Source organism: Enterobacter sp. RHBSTW-01064, assembly GCF_014103035.1.
In the GTDB taxonomy this organism is placed as follows: Bacteria; Pseudomonadota; Gammaproteobacteria; order Enterobacterales; family Enterobacteriaceae; genus Enterobacter; species Enterobacter mori.
Genome location: NZ_JABXOU010000002.1, coordinates 526,953 through 546,772, shown reverse-complemented (window position 1 = coordinate 546,772; position 19,820 = coordinate 526,953). Strand labels below are relative to the sequence as shown.

The 19,820-nt window shown below is 53.4% G+C and carries 16 protein-coding genes and 2 tRNA genes; 17 read left to right on the top strand and 1 reads right to left on the bottom strand.

Annotated features, from left to right (window positions below; all coding sequences use genetic code 11):
* Positions 1 to 6 precede the first annotated feature (6 nt).
* The 6 genes from rlmE (at position 7) to HV355_RS08475 (ending at position 5,600) form a co-directional block, all read left to right on the top strand.
* Positions 7 to 633, top strand: a complete 627-nt coding sequence (gene rlmE, locus HV355_RS08500) for a 23S rRNA (uridine(2552)-2'-O)-methyltransferase RlmE (protein WP_010436004.1) — start codon at positions 7 to 9, stop codon at positions 631 to 633.
* Positions 634 to 735: 102 nt separating this feature from the next.
* On the top strand, positions 736 to 2,670 hold the full coding sequence (gene ftsH / locus HV355_RS08495; RefSeq protein ID WP_010436002.1) for an ATP-dependent zinc metalloprotease FtsH: 1,935 nt from the start codon (positions 736 to 738) through the stop codon (positions 2,668 to 2,670).
* A gap of 99 nt (positions 2,671 to 2,769) precedes the next feature.
* Positions 2,770 to 3,618 carry a dihydropteroate synthase gene (gene folP / locus HV355_RS08490; protein WP_182401620.1) on the top strand — a complete coding sequence of 283 codons (849 nt, stop codon included), beginning with the start codon at positions 2,770 to 2,772 and terminating at the stop codon, positions 3,616 to 3,618.
* The gene (glmM, locus tag HV355_RS08485; protein ID WP_010436000.1) at positions 3,611 to 4,948 is read left to right on the top strand and encodes a phosphoglucosamine mutase; all 1,338 of its coding nucleotides are present in this window, start codon (positions 3,611 to 3,613) and stop codon (positions 4,946 to 4,948) included. The genes folP and glmM overlap by 8 nt, the downstream gene beginning before the upstream one ends.
* A 223-nt stretch (positions 4,949 to 5,171) precedes the next feature.
* Positions 5,172 to 5,504 (top strand): preprotein translocase subunit SecG, encoded by a 333-nt coding sequence (secG, locus tag HV355_RS08480; protein ID WP_182401618.1) that lies wholly within the window; start codon positions 5,172 to 5,174, stop codon positions 5,502 to 5,504.
* Between the two features lie 9 nt (positions 5,505 to 5,513).
* Positions 5,514 to 5,600, top strand: a tRNA-Leu gene (locus tag HV355_RS08475).
* Positions 5,601 to 5,787: 187 nt separating this feature from the next.
* On the opposite strand, the gene argG is transcribed toward HV355_RS08475, so the two are convergent.
* Complete coding sequence (gene argG / locus HV355_RS08470; protein WP_006178761.1) at positions 5,788 to 7,134, bottom strand: argininosuccinate synthase; 1,347 nt, start codon at positions 7,132 to 7,134, stop codon at positions 5,788 to 5,790.
* 287 nt (positions 7,135 to 7,421) lie between these two features.
* Between argG and HV355_RS08465 the strand changes: the two genes are divergently transcribed.
* From HV355_RS08465 to HV355_RS08415, 11 genes are all read left to right on the top strand, one after another.
* Positions 7,422 to 7,498, top strand: a tRNA-Met gene (locus HV355_RS08465).
* Between the two features lie 207 nt (positions 7,499 to 7,705).
* On the top strand, positions 7,706 to 8,158 hold the full coding sequence (gene rimP / locus HV355_RS08460; RefSeq protein WP_032639709.1) for a ribosome maturation factor RimP: 453 nt from the start codon (positions 7,706 to 7,708) through the stop codon (positions 8,156 to 8,158).
* A gap of 28 nt (positions 8,159 to 8,186) precedes the next feature.
* A complete protein-coding gene (nusA, locus tag HV355_RS08455) occupies positions 8,187 to 9,689 on the top strand; it encodes a transcription termination factor NusA (protein WP_089599826.1) in 1,503 nt (500 codons plus the stop codon).
* Positions 9,690 to 9,713: 24 nt separating this feature from the next.
* Positions 9,714 to 12,401, top strand: a complete 2,688-nt coding sequence (infB, locus tag HV355_RS08450; protein WP_089599828.1) for a translation initiation factor IF-2 — start codon at positions 9,714 to 9,716, stop codon at positions 12,399 to 12,401.
* 89 nt (positions 12,402 to 12,490) lie between these two features.
* Positions 12,491 to 12,895, top strand: coding sequence for a 30S ribosome-binding factor RbfA (gene rbfA / locus HV355_RS08445; RefSeq protein ID WP_010435986.1), 405 nt, complete (start codon positions 12,491 to 12,493; stop codon positions 12,893 to 12,895).
* Positions 12,895 to 13,845: a tRNA pseudouridine(55) synthase TruB gene (gene truB / locus HV355_RS08440; RefSeq protein WP_108416131.1), complete on the top strand. Its 951-nt coding sequence runs from the start codon at positions 12,895 to 12,897 to the stop codon at positions 13,843 to 13,845. The genes rbfA and truB overlap by 1 nt, the downstream gene beginning before the upstream one ends.
* Positions 13,846 to 14,000: 155 nt before the next feature.
* Positions 14,001 to 14,270 (top strand): 30S ribosomal protein S15, encoded by a 270-nt coding sequence (rpsO, locus tag HV355_RS08435; RefSeq protein ID WP_003861789.1) that lies wholly within the window; start codon positions 14,001 to 14,003, stop codon positions 14,268 to 14,270.
* 242 nt (positions 14,271 to 14,512) lie between these two features.
* Positions 14,513 to 16,645, top strand: coding sequence for a polyribonucleotide nucleotidyltransferase (pnp, locus tag HV355_RS08430; RefSeq protein ID WP_089599830.1), 2,133 nt, complete (start codon positions 14,513 to 14,515; stop codon positions 16,643 to 16,645).
* A 109-nt stretch (positions 16,646 to 16,754) separates the two neighbouring features.
* Positions 16,755 to 17,639: a lipoprotein NlpI gene (nlpI, locus tag HV355_RS08425; protein ID WP_003861782.1), complete on the top strand. Its 885-nt coding sequence runs from the start codon at positions 16,755 to 16,757 to the stop codon at positions 17,637 to 17,639.
* Between the two features lie 106 nt (positions 17,640 to 17,745).
* Positions 17,746 to 17,826 carry a protein YrbN gene (gene yrbN / locus HV355_RS08420; RefSeq protein ID WP_098946273.1) on the top strand — a complete coding sequence of 27 codons (81 nt, stop codon included), beginning with the start codon at positions 17,746 to 17,748 and terminating at the stop codon, positions 17,824 to 17,826.
* Positions 17,819 to 19,705 carry a DEAD/DEAH family ATP-dependent RNA helicase gene (locus tag HV355_RS08415; protein ID WP_108416132.1) on the top strand — a complete coding sequence of 629 codons (1,887 nt, stop codon included), beginning with the start codon at positions 17,819 to 17,821 and terminating at the stop codon, positions 19,703 to 19,705. Before yrbN ends, HV355_RS08415 begins: the two co-directional genes overlap by 8 nt.
* The last annotated feature ends 115 nt before the right edge of the window (positions 19,706 to 19,820 follow it).

The following is a 19,820-nucleotide window of genomic DNA, read 5'->3' as shown; positions in this document are numbered from 1 at the left end:
AGTTAAATGACAGGTAAAAAGCGTTCTGCCAGTTCCAGCCGCTGGCTTCAGGAACACTTTAGCGATAAATATGTTCTGCAGGCGCAGAAAAAGGGGTTACGTTCCCGCGCCTGGTTTAAACTTGATGAAATACAGCAAAGTGACAAACTTTTTAAACCGGGGATGACGGTTGTTGACCTCGGTGCTGCCCCTGGCGGATGGTCCCAGTATGCGGTAACGCAGATCGGCGGAGCGGGTCGAATCATCGCATGCGATCTTTTACCAATGGATCCCATCGTCGGTGTCGACTTCCTTCAGGGCGATTTTCGTGATGAATTAGTGCTAAAAGCGTTACTTGAACGTGTGGGTGACAGTAAGGTCCAGGTTGTCATGTCTGATATGGCACCAAATATGTGCGGAACACCGGCGGTGGATATCCCCCGCGGCATGTATCTGGTGGAGCTAGCGTTAGAAATGTGTCGTGATGTACTAGCGCCTGGTGGTAGTTTTGTTGTGAAGGTGTTTCAGGGCGAAGGTTTCGAGGAGTACCTTAAGGAAATTCGCTCCCTGTTTGCGAAGGTTAAAGTTCGTAAGCCGGACTCTTCCCGGGCGCGTTCCCGTGAAGTGTATATTGTAGCGACCGGGCGAAAATGATAACCGGTAGATTTCAGGCGAAAGTTTGAATGAAACTGGATATAGAGTATCCTGACGCTGTTTTTAACACAGTTGTAATGTGAGGTTAATCCCTTGAGTGACATGGCGAAAAACCTAATTCTCTGGCTGGTCATTGCCGTCGTGCTGATGTCAGTATTCCAGAGCTTTGGGCCCAGCGAGTCGAATGGCCGCAAGGTGGATTATTCTACCTTCCTGCAGGAGGTCAATCAGGACCAGGTTCGCGAAGCGCGTATCAACGGACGTGAGATAAACGTTACCAAGAAAGATAGTAACCGTTACACGACCTACATCCCGGTGAACGATCCTAAGCTGCTCGATAACCTTCTGACTAAAAACGTCAAAGTGGTTGGCGAGCCGCCAGAAGAACCAAGCCTGCTGGCTTCTATCTTCATTTCCTGGTTCCCGATGCTGCTTCTTATCGGCGTCTGGATCTTCTTTATGCGTCAGATGCAGGGCGGCGGTGGCAAAGGTGCCATGTCGTTCGGTAAGAGCAAAGCGCGTATGCTGACGGAAGATCAGATCAAGACCACGTTTGCTGACGTTGCAGGTTGTGACGAAGCAAAAGAAGAAGTGGGCGAACTGGTTGAATACCTGCGTGAGCCGAGCCGTTTCCAGAAACTGGGCGGTAAGATCCCGAAAGGCGTTCTGATGGTGGGTCCTCCGGGTACCGGTAAAACCCTGCTGGCGAAAGCTATCGCGGGTGAAGCGAAGGTGCCGTTCTTTACTATTTCAGGTTCTGACTTCGTCGAAATGTTCGTGGGTGTGGGTGCATCTCGTGTGCGTGACATGTTCGAACAGGCCAAGAAGGCAGCACCGTGCATCATCTTCATCGATGAAATCGACGCCGTAGGCCGCCAGCGTGGCGCAGGTCTGGGCGGTGGTCATGATGAACGTGAGCAGACGCTGAACCAGATGCTGGTTGAAATGGACGGCTTCGAAGGTAACGAAGGTATTATCGTTATCGCGGCGACTAACCGTCCGGACGTACTTGACCCAGCGCTGCTGCGTCCAGGCCGTTTCGACCGTCAGGTCGTGGTGGGGCTGCCGGATGTTCGCGGTCGTGAACAGATTCTGAAAGTCCACATGCGTCGCGTACCGCTGGCGCCAGATATCGACGCAGCAATTATTGCGCGCGGTACCCCGGGCTTCTCCGGTGCGGACCTGGCTAACCTGGTCAACGAAGCTGCCCTGTTTGCCGCTCGCGGTAACAAGCGCGTGGTGTCCATGGTGGAGTTCGAGAAAGCGAAAGACAAAATCATGATGGGTGCGGAACGTCGCTCCATGGTGATGACGGAAGCGCAGAAAGAGTCCACGGCATACCACGAAGCAGGTCACGCGATTATCGGTCGCCTGGTTCCGGAACACGATCCGGTGCATAAAGTGACGATTATCCCACGTGGTCGCGCGCTGGGTGTGACCTTCTTCCTGCCTGAAGGCGACGCGATCAGCGCCAGCCGTCAGAAGCTGGAAAGCCAGATCTCGACCCTGTACGGCGGTCGTCTGGCAGAAGAGATTATCTACGGTGTGGAACATGTTTCTACCGGTGCGTCCAACGACATCAAAGTCGCGACAAACCTGGCACGTAACATGGTGACGCAGTGGGGCTTCTCCGACAAACTCGGTCCGCTGCTGTATGCAGAGGAAGAGGGTGAAGTGTTCCTGGGCCGTTCTGTGGCTAAAGCGAAACATATGTCCGATGAGACGGCACGTATCATCGACCAGGAAGTAAAATCTTTGGTAGAGCGTAACTATGCACGCGCTCGCCAGATCCTGAACGACAATATGGACATCCTGCATTCGATGAAAGATGCGCTCATGAAATATGAGACCATCGATGCACCGCAGATTGACGACCTGATGGCACGCCGTGAAGTGCGTCCGCCAGCTGGCTGGGAAGATCCTGGTGCTTCCAACAATTCTGACAACAATGGCACCCCGCGTGCGCCGCGCCCGGTTGATGAACCGCGTACGCCAAACCCGGGTAATACCATGTCAGAACAGTTGGGCGACAAGTAAGTCTCTTCTGTTGAAATGTTTGTCTGTACCTCAAACCCTGGAGCTTGCTCCGGGGTTTTTCTTATCCGTTAAACCTTATAAATACCAGGGATTTTAGCCATGAAACTCTTCGCCCAGGACTCGCATCTCGATCTCTCGCATCCGCATGTGATGGGGATCCTGAATGTTACCCCTGACTCCTTCTCTGACGGCGGCACGCATAACACGCTTATCGAGGCGGTTAAGCACGCAAATTTAATGATCAATGCAGGTGCCACCATCATTGATGTCGGTGGAGAATCGACGCGCCCGGGCGCGGCGGACGTTTCTGTGGAAGAAGAGCTGGCGCGCGTGGTGCCTGTGGTTGAGGCTATTGCTCAGCGATTTGAGGTGTGGATCTCCGTTGACACGTCGAAACCTGAGGTGATTCGTGAAGTGGCGAGAGTGGGCGCTCACATTATCAATGACATTCGCTCACTGACTGAGCCTGGCGCGATGGAGGCGGCTGCGGAAACTGGCCTACCGGTCTGCCTGATGCACATGCAGGGGCAGCCGAAAACCATGCAGGAAGCGCCGAAGTACGACGATGTCTTTGCCGACGTGAATCGCTTCTTTATTGAGCATATTGCGCGCTGCGAGCGTGCGGGTATCGCAAAAGAGAAATTGCTGCTCGACCCGGGGTTCGGTTTCGGTAAAAATCTCTCTCACAATTATGCGCTGCTTGCGCGCTTATCAGAATTTCATCACTTCGGCCTGCCGTTGCTGGTGGGGATGTCGAGAAAGTCGATGATTGGGCAGTTGCTGAATGTGGGGCCGAGTGAACGCCTGAGTGGTAGCCTGGCCTGCGCGGTGATCGCAGCGATGCAAGGCGCGCACATTATTCGTGTCCATGACGTAAAAGAAACAGTAGAAGCCATGCGTGTGGTGGAAGCCACACTGGCAGCGAAGGAAAACAAACGCTATGAGTAATCGTAAATATTTTGGTACCGATGGTATCCGTGGGCGCGTAGGCGATGCTCCAATCACCCCTGATTTTGTCCTGAAACTGGGCTGGGCTGCTGGCAAGGTGCTGGCACGTCATGGTTCCCGTAAGATCATCATCGGTAAAGACACCCGTATTTCAGGCTATATGCTGGAATCTGCGCTGGAAGCCGGTCTGGCAGCTGCGGGGCTTTCTGCCTCCTTTACAGGCCCAATGCCAACGCCTGCTGTGGCTTACCTGACGCGCACCTTCCGTGCGGAAGCGGGGATTGTTATCTCGGCTTCTCATAACCCGTTCTACGACAACGGCATCAAGTTCTTCTCCATTGACGGCACCAAGCTGCCGGATGATGTTGAAGAGGCCATTGAAGCGGAAATGGAAAAAGAGATCACCTGTGTCGACTCCGCTGAGCTGGGCAAAGCGAACCGTATCGTCGATGCCGCGGGTCGCTATATCGAATTCTGCAAAGGCACCTTCCCGAATGAGCTGAGTCTAGCCCATCTTAAAATTGTGGTGGACTGTGCAAACGGTGCGACCTACCACATTGCTCCGAATGTTTTCCGCGAGTTGGGTGCGAAAGTCATCACCATCGGCTGTGAGCCGGATGGTCTTAACATCAACGAAGAAGTGGGGGCGACGGACGTGCGTGCCCTGCAGGCGCGCGTGCTGGCGGAAAAAGCCGATCTGGGTATTGCCCTCGATGGCGACGGTGACCGTGTGATCATGGTCGACCACGAAGGTAACAAGGTCGACGGCGATCAGATCCTCTACATCATTGCACGTGAAGGTCTGCGTCAGGGGCAGTTGCGTGGCGGCGCGGTAGGTACGCTGATGAGCAACATGGGCCTGGAACTGGCGCTGAAACAGCTCGGTATTCCGTTTGTCCGCGCGAAAGTGGGAGACCGCTATGTGCTGGAAAAATTGCAGGAGAAGGGCTGGCGAATCGGTGCGGAAAACTCCGGTCACGTGATCCTGCTCGATAAAACCACCACCGGTGACGGCATCGTGGCGGGTCTGCAGGTTGTTGCTGCCATGGCGCGCAACCATATGAGCCTGCACGATCTCTGCAGCGGTATGAAGATGTTCCCGCAAATCCTCGTTAACGTGCGTTTCACAGCGGGTAAAGGCGATCCGCTTGAAAATGACAACGTGAAAGCGGTGATGGCTGACGTTGAAGCGGCCCTGGGCAATCGTGGCCGTGTACTGCTGCGTAAATCGGGTACCGAGCCACTGATTCGCGTGATGGTTGAAGGCGAAGACGAAGCGCAGGTGACTGAATTCGCGCATCGCATCGCGGATGCGGTGAAAGCTGCATAACTTTTCACAGTAAGTGTTTAAAAAGGCGGCGCTTGCCGCCTTTGTTTTAAGCATTTAATGGCTTTTTGCTGTTTTTTTCCGCAGTTGATACAATGCGTCGAAAATGCCCTTGCGAAGGTCATTCGCTTTGGTTAGTATTCACACCCGCTTCAGTGGGAAACAAAAATCCTGCTAATTGGTCGAAGCATTGGTATGCGGCAAATCCGCAAGGAACAGGTTGATTATGTACGAAGCTCTTTTAGTTATTTTCCTTATTGTAGCCATCGCTCTTGTAGCGCTGATCATGCTGCAGCAAGGTAAAGGCGCTGATATGGGAGCCTCCTTCGGAGCAGGCGCTTCCGGTACGCTGTTTGGTTCAAGTGGTTCTGCGAACTTCATGACCCGTACAACGGCGATTCTGGCTACGCTGTTCTTCATCATCAGTCTGGTGCTGGGTAATATCAACAGCAACAAGACCAGTAAAGGAAGCGAGTGGGAAAATCTGAGCGCGCCAGCGAAAACTGAGCAAACTCAGCCAACTGCACCGGCTAAGCCGACCAGCGATATCCCGCAGTAAGTATTCAGTACCGAGGTGGTGGAATTGGTAGACACGCTACCTTGAGGTGGTAGTGCCCTAACGGGCTTGTGGGTTCGAGTCCCATCCTCGGTACCAATATTCCAGAAGAAAGACGTCGCAAGACGTCTTTTTTTTCGTCTGTATATCGTTTGTCTCCGATCTTTTGTAGGGCGGGTAAGCGCAGCGCCACCCGCCATGTTGCCCGGTGGCGCTGCGCTTACCGGGCCTACGAAGAGCATAAAAAAGGCGCCCATTGGGCGCCTTCTGCATTTCTGAGTAACTATTACTTCTTATCGCTGTGTTCCAGGTTTTCAACCTGCGGCAGGCCGTTACCGGAACTGGCGGAGAGCAGGCCATTCTCAACATAGTTGAACAGCTTCTCGCGGGTATCGGTGATGTCCAGGTTACGCATGGTCAGTTGACCGATACGGTCATCCGGAGAGAAGACCGAATCACCTTTCTCCATGGTCAGACGTTCTGCTTTATAGGTCAGGTTGTCAGACACGGTATTCAGGATGGAGTAGTCATTGCCGCGACGCAGTTCCAGCGTTACTTCACCGGTGATTGCGCTTGCCACCCAACGCTGCAGTGCATCACGCAGCATCAGCGCCTGCGGATCGAACCAGCGGCCCTGGTACAGCAGTTTACCCAACTGACGACCATGAGAGTGATACTGTTCGATAGTGTCTTCGTTATGAATACCGGTCAGCAGGCGCTCGTAAGCGATGTGCAGCAGCGCCATTCCCGGGGCTTCATAGATGCCACGGCTTTTCGCTTCGATGATACGGTTTTCAATCTGATCGCTCATGCCCAGACCGTGACGACCGCCAATGCGGTTAGCTTCCAGCATCAGCTCAACGTCGTCTGAGAACGTTTTACCGTTCAGCGCAACCGGATGGCCGCGCTCGAAGCGTACGGTGACTTCTTCAGCCTGAATTTTGACGTTCTCGTCCCAGAACTTCACGCCCATGATCGGGTTAACGATCTTCACGCTGGAGTTCAGGAATTCCAGGTCTTTCGCTTCGTGCGTTGCACCCAGCATATTGGAGTCGGTGGAGTACGCTTTTTCGACGGACATCTTATAGTCAAAACCGCAGGCAATCATGAATTCAGACATCTCATGACGACCACCCAGTTCGTCGATGAAGTCGGTATCCAGCCACGGTTTGTAAATCTGCAGTTCGGCGTTGGTCAGCAGGCCATAACGATAGAAACGTTCGATATCGTTGCCTTTATAGGTACTGCCGTCACCCCAGATATTCACGCCATCTTCTTTCATGGCGGCAACCAGCATGGTGCCCGTCACGGCGCGGCCCAGCGGAGTGGTATTGAAATAGGTCAGGCCGCCAGTGGTGTTATGAAAAGCACCGCACTGAATCGCAGCGATACCTTCGGCTACCAGCTGTTTGCGGCAGTCAATCAGTCGTGCGTTCTCTGCGCCATACTCCATGGCACGACGAGGGATCGCGTCATAATCTTCCTCATCTGGCTGTCCCAGGTTCGCAGTATATGCATACGGAACCGCTCCCTTTTGGCGCATCCACAGCAGTGCAGCGCTGGTATCCAGGCCGCCTGAGAAAGCGATGCCAATACGTTGTCCTACCGGAAGATGCTTGAGAATCGTCGTCATATAATAAAACCCTGCTTGATTGACTGATTAGAGACCGATTTCGCTCTCTTGTGCATTTTTATGCAAAATAAGTGAGTATTCATTTAATCATCTTTTGCCGAAGACCGGAAGAGACTCATGCGTTTTTTGTAAAAAATTTGGTCTAATCGATCTGGCGGAAGTTGCCTTGACAGGCGGGGTCAACTATCAATATACTGAACGCCGATTTTACGTCCCGTCTTCGGTACCAAATCCCAGCATTATTTGCATTTTCTACCTAAAACGCGTAGAATTTGCCACGTTTCAGGCGCGGGGTGGAGCAGCCTGGTAGCTCGTCGGGCTCATAACCCGAAGGTCGTCGGTTCAAATCCGGCCCCCGCAACCACTTTCCCATAAAGTTCTTTTTCAAATATACTGTGAAGACTTAGAGCCTTCGTAGCTGGATTTGAAAAAATTCTTTCGGAGAGTGCTCCAGGCCACAGTTGTGGCTATAGGGTTCAGTTATCTAAAGCCCCGATTTATCGGGGTTTTTTGTTATCTGACTACAGAATAACTGGGCTTTACGCCCTTTTTTTATGTCTTGGGGGTGGGCTTGTCCACATTAGAGCAAAAATTAACAGAGATGATTACTGCACCGGTCGAAGCACTGGGCTACGAACTGGTCGGCATCGAATTCGTTCGCGGCCGTACATCGACGCTGCGCATCTATATTGATAGTGAAGATGGCATCAATGTTGATGATTGTGCTGATGTTAGCCACCAGGTGAGTGCGGTTCTTGATGTTGAAGACCCGATTACCGTTGCGTACAACCTGGAAGTTTCCTCACCTGGCCTCGATCGCCCGATGTTCACGGCCGAGCACTATGTGCGCTTTACCGGTGAAGAAGTGGCTCTCGTTCTGCGTATGGCCGTACAGAACCGCCGTAAATGGCAGGGAATTATCAAAGCCGTTGATGGTGAAATGATCACGGTGACAGTCGACGGCAAAGATGAAGTGTTCGCGCTGAGTAATATCCAGAAGGCGAACCTGGTTCCCCACTTTTAACAGTCTGGATTGAGGTGAAAAGCCCGCGATGAACAAAGAAATTTTGGCTGTTGTTGAAGCCGTCTCCAACGAGAAATCACTGCCGCGTGAGAAGATTTTCGAAGCGCTGGAAAGTGCACTGGCTACAGCAACCAAGAAAAAATATGAACAAGAGATCGATGTTCGCGTAGAAATCGATCGTAAAAGCGGTGACTTCGATACATTCCGTCGTTGGGTAATCGTTGAAGAAGTGACCCAGCCGACCAAAGAGATCACGCTGGAAGCGGCGCGTTATGAAGACGAAAGTCTGAACGTGGGTGAGTACGTTGAAGATCAGATTGAATCTGTGACCTTCGACCGTATCACGACCCAGACCGCTAAACAGGTTATCGTGCAGAAAGTTCGCGAAGCCGAGCGCGCGCTAGTTGTCGATCAGTTCCGCGATCAGGAAGGCGAAATCATCACCGGTGTGGTGAAGAAAGTGAACCGCGACAACATCTCGCTGGAGATCAAATCCGAAGGGATGCCGGGTAACGCTGAAGCCGTAATCCTGCGCGAAGATATGCTGCCGCGTGAAAACTTCCGTCCAGGCGACCGTATCCGTGGTGTTCTGTACGCCGTGCGTCCTGAAGCGCGTGGTGCACAGCTGTTCGTGACCCGTTCTAAACCAGAAATGCTGGTTGAACTGTTCCGTATCGAAGTACCGGAAATCGGTGAAGAAGTTATTGAGATTAAAGCGGCGGCTCGCGATCCGGGCTCCCGTGCGAAAATTGCGGTGAAAACCAACGACAAGCGTATCGACCCGGTCGGTGCTTGCGTCGGTATGCGCGGCGCGCGTGTCCAGGCAGTGTCTACTGAGCTGGGCGGGGAACGTATTGATATCGTTCTGTGGGATGACAACCCGGCGCAGTTCGTGATCAACGCAATGGCTCCAGCTGATGTTGCCTCTATCGTTGTTGACGAAGACAAACACACCATGGATATCGCTGTTGAAGCGGGCAACCTGGCGCAGGCAATCGGCCGTAACGGTCAGAACGTACGCCTGGCGTCACAGCTGAGCGGCTGGGAACTCAACGTGATGACCGTTGATGACCTGCAGGCTAAGCATCAGGCTGAAGCCCATGCGGCGATCGATACCTTCACTAAATACCTGGATATTGACGAAGACTTCGCCACTGTTCTGGTTGAAGAAGGTTTCTCTACGCTGGAAGAACTGGCCTATGTGCCAATGAAAGAGCTGCTGGAAATTGACGGTCTGGATGAACAGACTGTTGAAGCCCTGCGTGAACGCGCTAAAAACGCACTGACCACCCTGGCACTGGCTCAGGAAGAAAGCCTTGGCGATAAGAAGCCGGCTGATGACCTGCTGAATCTGGAAGGTCTTGATCGTGCGATTGCGTTCAAGCTGGCTGCCCGTGGTGTTTGTACGCTGGAAGATCTCGCTGAGCAAGGCGTTGATGACCTGGCTGATATCGAAGGTTTAACCGACGAGAAAGCCGGCGAGCTCATCATGGCCGCACGTAATATTTGCTGGTTCGGCGACGAAGCGTAATAAACTGTAGCAGGAAGGAACAGCATGACTGATGTAACTGTAAAATCGCTGGCTGCTGAGATTCAGACCTCCGTGGACCGCCTGGTACAGCAATTTGCTGATGCAGGGATCCCGAAGTCCGCTGATGACTCGGTGACCGCGCAAGAAAAACAAACCTTGTTAACGCACCTGAACCGTGAACACGGCTCTACGCCTGACAAGTTAACGCTGCAGCGCAAAACGCGTAGCACGTTAAACATCCCTGGTACCGGTGGCAAAAGTAAATCGGTACAAATTGAAGTCCGCAAGACGCGCACCTTTGTAAAACGTGATCCGCAAGAGGCAGAACGCCTTGCTGCGGAAGAGCAGGCACAGCGTGAAGCGGAAGAACAAGCTCAGCGTGCGGCGGAAGCAACCGCCAAACGTGAAGCAGAATTAAAAGCTGAACGTGAGGCCGCAGAAAAAGCGAAACGCGACGCAAGTGATAAAGTGAAGCGTGACGCTGCGGAAAAAGACAAAGTGAGCAATCAACAGACAGACGAAATGACCAAAACCGCCCAGGCTGAAAAAGCCCGCCGTGAAAATGAAGCTGCCGAGCTGAAGCGTAAAGCGGAAGAAGAAGCCCGCCGTAAGCTGGAAGAAGAAGCTCGCCGTGTTGCTGAAGAAGCGCGCCGTATGGCAGAAGAAAACGAGAAGAATGGCGTGAATACCGCTGAAACGACTGAAGACACCAGCGACTATCATGTGACCACTTCTCAGCACGCGCGTCAGGCTGAAGACGACAACGACCGTGAAGTTGAAGGCGGCCGTGGCCGTGGTCGTAACACCAAAGCCGCGCGTCCAGCGAAAAAAGGTAACAAGCACGCTGAATCTAAAGCTGACCGTGAAGAAGCGCGTGCAGCCGTTCGCGGTGGTAAAGGCGGCAAGCGTAAAGGTTCCGCTCTGCAGCAGGGCTTCCAGAAGCCAGCTCAGGCCGTTAACCGTGACGTTGTGATTGGTGAAACCATCACCGTTGGCGATCTGGCGAACAAGATGGCCGTTAAAGGCTCTCAGGTCATCAAAGCGATGATGAAGCTGGGTGCAATGGCGACCATCAACCAGGTCATCGACCAGGAAACCGCACAGCTGGTTGCTGAAGAGATGGGCCACAAAGTTATCCTGCGTCGTGAAAACGAGCTGGAAGAAGCAGTAATGAGCGACCGTGACACTGGCGCAGCGGCTGAACCGCGTGCACCAGTTGTGACCATCATGGGTCACGTTGACCACGGTAAAACCTCTCTGCTTGACTACATTCGCTCTACTAAAGTGGCATCCGGCGAAGCGGGTGGTATTACCCAGCACATCGGTGCTTACCATGTAGAAACCGAAAACGGCATGATCACCTTCCTGGATACCCCAGGCCACGCAGCGTTTACCTCAATGCGTGCTCGTGGTGCTCAGGCAACGGATATCGTTGTACTGGTTGTTGCGGCAGACGATGGCGTGATGCCACAGACCATTGAAGCTATCCAGCACGCAAAAGCGGCGCAGGTACCTCTGGTTGTTGCAGTCAACAAAATCGATAAGCCAGAAGCCGATATGGATCGCGTGAAGAACGAACTGTCTCAGTACGGCGTTATGCCGGAAGAGTGGGGCGGTGAAGCACAGTTCATCCCAGTATCTGCAAAAGCGGGTACCGGTATTGACGACCTGCTGAACGCTATCCTGCTGCAGGCTGAAGTTCTGGAGCTCAAAGCGGTTCGTAAAGGTATGGCAAGCGGCGCGGTTATCGAATCCTTCCTGGATAAAGGCCGTGGTCCGGTTGCAACCGTTCTGGTTCGCGAAGGCACGCTGAACAAAGGCGACATCGTTCTGTGTGGTTTCGAATACGGCCGCGTTCGTGCGATGCGTAACGAACTGGGTCAGGAAGTCCTGGAAGCGGGTCCGTCCATTCCAGTGGAAATCCTGGGCCTGTCCGGTGTTCCGGCTGCCGGTGACGAAGTGACCGTTGTGCGTGACGAGAAGAAAGCGCGTGAAGTTGCACTGTATCGTCAGGGTAAATTCCGTGAAGTTAAACTGGCTCGTCAGCAGAAATCTAAACTCGAGAACATGTTCGCGAACATGACCGAGGGCGAAGTTCACGAAGTGAACGTTGTTCTGAAAGCTGACGTTCAGGGTTCTGTGGAAGCGATCTCCGACTCCTTGCTGAAACTGTCTACCGACGAAGTGAAAGTGAAGATCATCGGTTCTGGCGTAGGTGGTATCACCGAAACCGACGCAACCCTGGCTGCTGCCTCCAACGCTATCCTGGTTGGCTTCAACGTTCGTGCGGATGCGTCTGCGCGTAAAGTGATTGAAGCTGAAAGCCTGGATCTGCGTTACTACTCCGTCATCTATAACCTGATCGACGAAGTGAAAGCAGCGATGAGCGGCATGCTGTCTCCTGAGCTGAAACAGCAGATCATCGGTCTGGCTGAAGTACGTGACGTGTTCAAATCACCGAAATTCGGTGCGATCGCGGGCTGTATGGTTACCGAAGGTAACATCAAGCGTCACAACCCAATCCGCGTACTGCGTGACAACGTGGTTATCTACGAAGGCGAGCTGGAATCCCTGCGCCGCTTCAAAGATGACGTTAACGAAGTCCGTAACGGCATGGAATGTGGTATCGGCGTGAAGAACTACAACGACGTTCGCGTTGGCGATATGATCGAAGTGTTCGAGATCATCGAAATTCAGCGTACCATCGCTTAATTACCGATTGTAAGCCGGGATCGCCTCGCGCCACCCGGCAATAATTTTAAAAGGGGCTTTTAGCCCCTTTTTTGTCTGGAGAATTTATTATGGCGAAAGAATTTGGTCGCCCTCAGCGCGTAGCGCAGGAAATGCAGAAAGAGATCGCACTCATTCTGCAGCGTGAAATTAAAGACCCGCGTATTGGTATGATGACCACCGTGTCTGGTGTTGAGATGTCCCGCGATCTGGCGTATGCCAAAGTGTTCGTGACTTTCCTGAACGATCAGGACGAAGCCGCGGTGAAAAACGGCATTAAAGCGCTGCAGGAAGCTTCTGGTTTCATCCGCTCTCTGCTCGGCAAAGCGATGCGTCTGCGTATCGTGCCTGAGCTGACCTTCTTCTACGATAACTCGCTGGTAGAAGGTATGCGCATGTCCAACCTGGTGACCAGCGTGGTGAAACATGACGATGAGCGTCGTGTGAACCCAGCGGACGACAGCAAGGAGGACTGATGAGTCGTCCTCGTCGTCGCGGTCGCGACGTGCATGGCGTACTGCTGCTGGATAAACCGCAGGGCGCATCCAGCAACGACGTACTGCAAAAAGTGAAGCGTATTTTTAACGCCAACCGTGCGGGCCATACGGGCGCGCTGGATCCGCTGGCGACCGGTATGCTGCCGGTCTGCCTGGGAGAGGCGACAAAGTTCTCCCAGTATCTGCTGGATTCCGATAAGCGTTATCGCGTTATCGCTAAACTGGGCCAGCGCACGGATACCTCCGACGCGGATGGCCAGGTAGTCGAAGAGCGCCCGGTGACCTTCAGCGCAGAGCAGCTTGATGCGGCGCTGGAAAGCTTCCGTGGTGACACGATGCAGGTGCCGTCGATGTATTCGGCGCTGAAATATCAGGGCAAGAAGCTCTACGAATATGCGCGCCAGGGCATCGACGTTCCGCGTGAAGCCCGTCCGATTACCGTGTATGAACTGCTGTTCATTCGCCATGAAGGCGATGAGCTGGAGCTGGAAGTACACTGTTCGAAAGGCACCTATATTCGTACCATCATCGATGACCTCGGTGAAAAGCTGGGCTGCGGGGCGCATGTGATTTACTTGCGTCGTCTGGCTGTCAGCAAGTATCCGGTCGAACGCATGGTGACGCTTGAGCATCTTCGCGAGCTGGTTGAACAGGCGGAAGTGCAGGGAAAAGCGCCAGCAGAATTGCTGGATCCCTTGCTGATGCCAATGGACAGTCCGGCGGCGGACTTCCCGATCGTTAATCTTCCTTTAACATCGTCCGTTTACTTTAAGAACGGCAACCCGGTTCGTACGGCGGATGCGCCGCTTGAAGGGCTGGTACGCGTGACGGAAGGTGACGACGGGAAATTCATCGGTATGGGCGAAATGGACGGTGAAGGGCGCGTTGCGCCGCGTCGTCTGGTCGTCGAGTATCCGATCGAAGCGTGACGGCGATAACACCTCACCTTGCGATAAGCAGGGGAGACGAGTAGAATATCGCCGCTTAACGATCTGCAAATTGTTTAACAATTTGTTGGTCGTATACTGGGATTGCTGAATTAGAGATCGGCATCCTTACATTCTTTATATTCTGGAGTTTGAAAATGTCTCTAAGCGTTGAAGCTAAAGCTAAAATCGTTTCTGAGTTTGGTCGTGGTACTAACGACAGCGGTTCTACCGAAGTTCAGGTTGCACTGCTGACTGCACAGATTAACCACCTGCAGGGTCACTTTGCAGAGCACAAAAAAGATCACCACAGCCGTCGTGGTCTGCTGCGTATGGTTTCTCAGCGTCGTAAACTGCTCGACTACCTGAAACGTAAAGATGTTGCACGTTACACCGCGCTGATCGAGCGTCTGGGTCTGCGTCGCTAAGTCTTGCGAGTTTCAGAAAAGGGGGCCTGATGGCCCCTTTTTTCAACCAGACGGCAGCAATTCACTGGAAACTATTGTATTGTTGCTATAAATGATCTTCATTGCAGAGGTTCGCGCGGCTAATGAGAGGCTTCACCCATGGGGGTGTCGGTTGTCATTAGTCGCGAGGATGCGAAGAAGGTCGGGTTAAATCGTCAGCACACCTGTGGTGTGCTGTCATACATTTAAGAAAGGACAGAACTTTGCTGAATCCGATCGTTCGTAAATTCCAGTATGGTCAACATACCGTCACGCTGGAAACCGGCATGATGGCACGTCAGGCTACTGCTGCCGTTATGGTAAGCATGGATGACACCGCGGTATTCGTTACCGTTGTTGGCCAGAAAAAAGCTAAACCAGGTCAGGACTTCTTCCCGCTGACCGTTAACTACCAGGAGCGTACCTACGCTGCCGGTAAAATCCCGGGTGGTTTCTTCCGTCGTGAAGGCCGTCCAAGCGAAGGCGAAACCCTGATCGCGCGTCTGATTGACCGCCCGGTTCGTCCACTGTTCCCGGAAGGCTTCGTTAACGAAGTACAGGTTATCGCGACCGTTGTTTCCGTTAACCCACAGGTTAACCCGGACATCGTTGCTATGATCGGCGCATCTGCTGCCCTGTCACTGTCTGGTATTCCATTCAATGGCCCAATCGGTGCCGCGCGCGTTGGCTACATCAACGACCAGTACGTGCTGAACCCAACCCAGGAAGAGCTGAAAGAAAGTAAGCTGGACCTGGTGGTTGCCGGTACTGAAGCAGCGGTTCTGATGGTTGAATCCGAAGCTGAACTGCTGAGCGAAGACCAGATGCTGGGCGCTGTGGTATTTGGCCACGACCAGCAGCAGATCGTTATCCAGAACATCAACGACCTGGTGAAAGAAGCCGGTAAACCACGTTGGGACTGGCAGCCAGAAGCGGTTAACGACGCGCTGAATGCACGCGTTGCTGCACTGGCAGGCGCACGTCTGAGCGATGCATACCGCATCACCGACAAACAAGAGCGTTACGCTCAGGTTGACGTCATCAAATCTGAAACCATCGCGACGCTGTTGGCTGAAGATGAATCCCTGGATGCTAACGAGCTGAGCGAAATTCTGCACGCTATCGAGAAAAACACCGTTCGTAGCCGCGTACTGGCAGGCGAACCGCGTATCGATGGCCGCGAAAAAGACATGATCCGTGGTCTGGACGTTCGTACTGGCGTACTGCCACGTACTCACGGTTCCGCACTGTTCACCCGTGGCGAAACACAGGCGCTGGTTACCGCGACCCTGGGTACCGCACGTGACGCACAGAACATCGACGAACTGATGGGCGAGCGTACTGACAGCTTCCTGTTCCACTACAACTTCCCTCCGTACTCCGTAGGTGAGACCGGTATGGTTGGCTCGCCGAAGCGTCGTGAAATTGGTCACGGTCGTCTGGCGAAGCGCGGCGTACTGGCAGTGATGCCAGAAGCTGACAAATTCCCGTACACCGTGCGTGTGGTTTCTGAAATCACCGAATCTAACGGTTCTTCTTCCATGGCTTCCGTGTGTGGTGCCTCTCTGGCGCTGATGGATGCAGGCGTACCAATCAAAGCCGCTGTGGCTGGTATCGCTATGGGTCTGGTGAAAGAAGGCGACAACTTTGTTGTTCTGTCTGACATCCTGGGCGACGAAGACCACCTGGGCGATATGGACTTCAAAGTCGCGGGTTCCCGCGAAGGTATCTCTGCGCTGCAGATGGATATCAAGATTGAAGGTATCACCAAAGAGATCATGCAGGTTGCTCTGAACCAGGCTAAAGGTGCGCGTCTGCACATCCTGGGCGTGATGGAACAGGCGATTAACGCGCCACGTGGCGACATTTCTCAGTTCGCTCCGCGTATCCACACCATCAAGATCAATCCAGACAAGATCAAAGACGTTATCGGTAAGGGCGGTTCCGTAATCCGTGCGCTGACCGAAGAGACTGGCACCACGATTGAAATCGAAGATGACGGTACTGTGAAGATCGCAGCGACCGACGGCGAAAAAGCGAAATTCGCTATCCGCCGCATCGAAGAGATCACTGCAGAGATCGAAGTGGGCCGTATCTATGCCGGTAAAGTGACCCGTATCGTTGACTTTGGCGCATTCGTTGCCATCGGTGGCGGTAAAGAAGGTCTGGTTCACATCTCTCAGATCGCTGACAAGCGCGTTGAGAAAGTGACCGATTACCTGCAGATGGGTCAGGAAGTGCCGGTTAAGGTTCTGGAAGTTGACCGTCAGGGCCGTATCCGTCTGAGCATTAAAGAAGCAACCGAGCAGTCTCCTGCCGCTGCGCCAGAAGCGCCAGCCGCAGAACAAGGCGAGTAAGGTAGCATTTGCCCTCCGCTTCGGCGGAGGGTTTATTATCAGGCAGGACGCCTTGTTAAGCCGCCGGGGGACAGGACGTTCATCCAATAGTTGTCTTCGGGAGTGGGAAATGAAGCCTTTTTTGCGCTGGTGTTTCGTTGCGACAGCTTTAACGCTGGCAGGATGCAGCAACTCTGCCTGGCGTAAGAGCGAAGTCCTCGCAGTGCCATTGCAACCGACTTTGCAGCAGGAAGTGATTCTGGCACGCATGGAACAAATTCTTGCCAGTCGGGCTTTAACCGATGACGAACGCGCACAGCTTTTATATGAGCGCGGAGTGTTGTATGATAGTCTCGGTCTGAGGGCATTAGCGCGGAATGATTTTTCACAAGCGCTGGCAATTCGACCTGATATGCCTGAAGTATTCAATTACTTAGGCATTTACTTAACGCAGGCAGGCAATTTTGATGCTGCCTATGAAGCGTTTGATTCTGTACTTGAGCTTGATCCAACTTACAACTACGCGCACTTGAATCGCGGTATCGCATTGTATTACGGCGGTCGTGATAAGTTAGCGCAAGATGATCTGCTGGCGTTTTATCAAGACGATCCTAATGATCCTTTCCGCAGCCTGTGGCTTTACATCGTTGAGCAGAAGCTCGATGAGAAGCAGGCCAAAGAAGCACTGAAACAGCGCTTCGAGAAATCGGACAAGGAACAATGGGGATGGAACATTGTCGAGTTCTACCTGGGCAACATTAGCGAAGCAACGCTAATGGAACGCCTCAAGGCGGACGCAACGGATAACACCTCGCTCGCTGAGCATCTCAGTGAAACCAACTTCTATTTAGGTAAGTACTACCTAAGTCTGGGGGATATGGACAGCGCTACGGCACTGTTCAAATTAGCGGTTGCTAACAACGTACACAACTTCGTTGAGCACCGTTATGCATTGTTGGAATTATCGCTCTTGGGCCAGGAGCAAGACGACCTGGCAGAATCGGACCAGCAATAGCTGACGACATAAACATCAGCCCGTAATCTTTTGATTGCCATCACCTTAACTGGTGAGGGCGTTGTTGTTCGTCAATACACCTACTTTGAGCCGGTTCACACTTTCAATGAAAATTACCGAAAATTTTCACGATGAGTTATGTAGACTGGCCGCCATTAATATCGAGGCACTTGTACTACATGGCTGAATTCGAAACCACTTTTGCAGATCTGGGCCTGAAGGCTCCTATCCTTGAATCCCTTAACGATCTGGGTTACGAAAAACCATCTCCGATCCAGGCAGAATGCATACCGCATTTACTCGCCGGTCGTGACGTGCTGGGCATGGCCCAGACTGGTAGCGGAAAAACCGCAGCGTTCTCGCTGCCGCTGCTGAACAACATCGATCCGGACCTGCGTGCTCCGCAGATCCTCGTCCTGGCTCCAACCCGTGAACTGGCTGTTCAGGTTGCTGAAGCAATGACGGAATTCTCTAAACATATGCGCGGCGTAAACGTGGTAGCCCTGTACGGCGGCCAGCGTTATGACGTGCAGTTACGCGCCCTGCGCCAGGGCCCACAGATTGTCGTCGGTACGCCGGGCCGTCTGCTGGATCACCTGAAGCGCGGTACTCTGGACCTCTCTAAACTGAGCGGCCTGGTACTGGATGAAGCAGATGAAATGCTGCGTATGGGCTTCATCGAAGACGTCGAAACCATCATGGCGCAGATCCCGGAAGGTCATCAGACCGCTCTGTTCTCTGCAACCATGCCAGAAGCTATCCGTCGCATTACCCGCCGCTTCATGAAAGAGCCGCAGGAAGTGCGTATTCAGTCCAGCGTGACCACTCGCCCGGACATCAGCCAGAGCTACTGGTCTGTGTACGGCATGCGCAAAAACGAAGCGCTGGTACGTTTCCTGGAAGCAGAAGATTTTGATGCGGCGATCATCTTCGTTCGTACCAAAAACGCGACCCTGGAAGTGGCTGAAGCCCTGGAGCGTAGCGGCTACAACAGCGCAGCGCTGAACGGCGACATGAACCAGGCCCTGCGTGAGCAGACTCTGGAGCGTCTGAAAGACGGTCGTCTGGATATCCTGATTGCAACCGACGTGGCAGCACGTGGTCTGGACGTTGAGCGTATCAGCCTGGTTGTAAACTACGACATCCCAATGGATTCTGAGTCTTACGTTCACCGTATCGGTCGTACCGGTCGTGCGGGTCGTGCTGGCCGTGCGCTGCTGTTCGTTGAGAACCGCGAGCGTCGTCTGCTGCGTAACATTGAACGCACCATGAAGCTGACCATTCCAGAAGCTGACCTGCCAAACGCAGATCTGCTGGGCAAACGCCGTCTGGAAAAATTCGCCGCGAAAGTCCAGCAGCAGCTGGAAAGCAGCGATCTGGATCAGTACCGTGCGCTGCTGTCGCAGATTCAGCCTACCGCTGAAGGCGAAGAGCTGGATATGGAAACCCTGGCTGCAGCACTGCTGAAAATGGCTCAGGGCGAACGTAGCCTGATCGTGCCACCAGATGCGCCAATGCGTCCTAAGCGTGAATTCCGTGACCGTGACGATCGTTTCGAACGTCGTGGCGACCGTAATGACCGTGGCCCACGCGGTGACCGTCCAGAGCGTGGTGGTGAAGACCGTCCACGTCGCGAGCGTCGTGACGCTGGCGAAATGGAACTGTACCGCATTGAAGTTGGCCGTGATGACGGTGTTGAAGTTCGTCATATCGTTGGCGCGATCGCTAACGAAGGCGACATCAGCAGCCGTTACATTGGTAACATCAAGCTGTTCGGCACTCACTCCACCATCGAACTGCCAAAAGGCATGCCGGGCGAAGTACTGCAGCACTTTACGCGTACTCGCATCCTGAACAAGCCGATGAACATGCAGTTGATGGGTGATGCACAGCCTCGCTCTGACCGCGGTGGCGAACGTCGTGGCGGTGGCCGCAGCTTCGGTGGCGAACGTCGTGAAGGCGGTCGCAGCGAAGGTCGTGGTGAACCACGTCGTTTCTCCGGCGAACGCCGTGAAAGCCGTGGCCCACGTCGTGACGACAGCTCAAGCCGTCGCCGTGACGCGTAAGCCTTACGCCACTGACGTAAAGTAATATATACAGCCCCGATAATTGCTATCGGGGCTTTTTTTATTCCCTTTGTACTCTTGTACTGGTACAGTGCTGCACATTAAACTGCATACC

What these genes read in the sequence shown, in the direction of transcription:
- rlmE (WP_010436004.1), top strand. Translation starts at nt 7, where the DNA reads ATGACAGGTAAAAAGCGTTCTGCCAGTTCCAGCCGCTGGCTTCAGGAA.
- ftsH (WP_010436002.1), top strand. Translation starts at nt 736, where the DNA reads ATGGCGAAAAACCTAATTCTCTGGCTGGTCATTGCCGTCGTGCTGATG.
- folP (WP_182401620.1), top strand. Translation starts at nt 2,770, where the DNA reads ATGAAACTCTTCGCCCAGGACTCGCATCTCGATCTCTCGCATCCGCAT.
- glmM (WP_010436000.1), top strand. Translation starts at nt 3,611, where the DNA reads ATGAGTAATCGTAAATATTTTGGTACCGATGGTATCCGTGGGCGCGTA.
- secG (WP_182401618.1), top strand. Translation starts at nt 5,172, where the DNA reads ATGTACGAAGCTCTTTTAGTTATTTTCCTTATTGTAGCCATCGCTCTT.
- argG (WP_006178761.1), bottom strand. Translation starts at nt 7,134, where the DNA reads ATGACGACGATTCTCAAGCATCTTCCGGTAGGACAACGTATTGGCATC.
- nusA (WP_089599826.1), top strand. Translation starts at nt 8,187, where the DNA reads ATGAACAAAGAAATTTTGGCTGTTGTTGAAGCCGTCTCCAACGAGAAA.
- infB (WP_089599828.1), top strand. Translation starts at nt 9,714, where the DNA reads ATGACTGATGTAACTGTAAAATCGCTGGCTGCTGAGATTCAGACCTCC.
- rbfA (WP_010435986.1), top strand. Translation starts at nt 12,491, where the DNA reads ATGGCGAAAGAATTTGGTCGCCCTCAGCGCGTAGCGCAGGAAATGCAG.
- truB (WP_108416131.1), top strand. Translation starts at nt 12,895, where the DNA reads ATGAGTCGTCCTCGTCGTCGCGGTCGCGACGTGCATGGCGTACTGCTG.
- rpsO (WP_003861789.1), top strand. Translation starts at nt 14,001, where the DNA reads ATGTCTCTAAGCGTTGAAGCTAAAGCTAAAATCGTTTCTGAGTTTGGT.
- nlpI (WP_003861782.1), top strand. Translation starts at nt 16,755, where the DNA reads ATGAAGCCTTTTTTGCGCTGGTGTTTCGTTGCGACAGCTTTAACGCTG.
- yrbN (WP_098946273.1), top strand. Translation starts at nt 17,746, where the DNA reads ATGAAAATTACCGAAAATTTTCACGATGAGTTATGTAGACTGGCCGCC.
- HV355_RS08415 (WP_108416132.1), top strand. Translation starts at nt 17,819, where the DNA reads ATGGCTGAATTCGAAACCACTTTTGCAGATCTGGGCCTGAAGGCTCCT.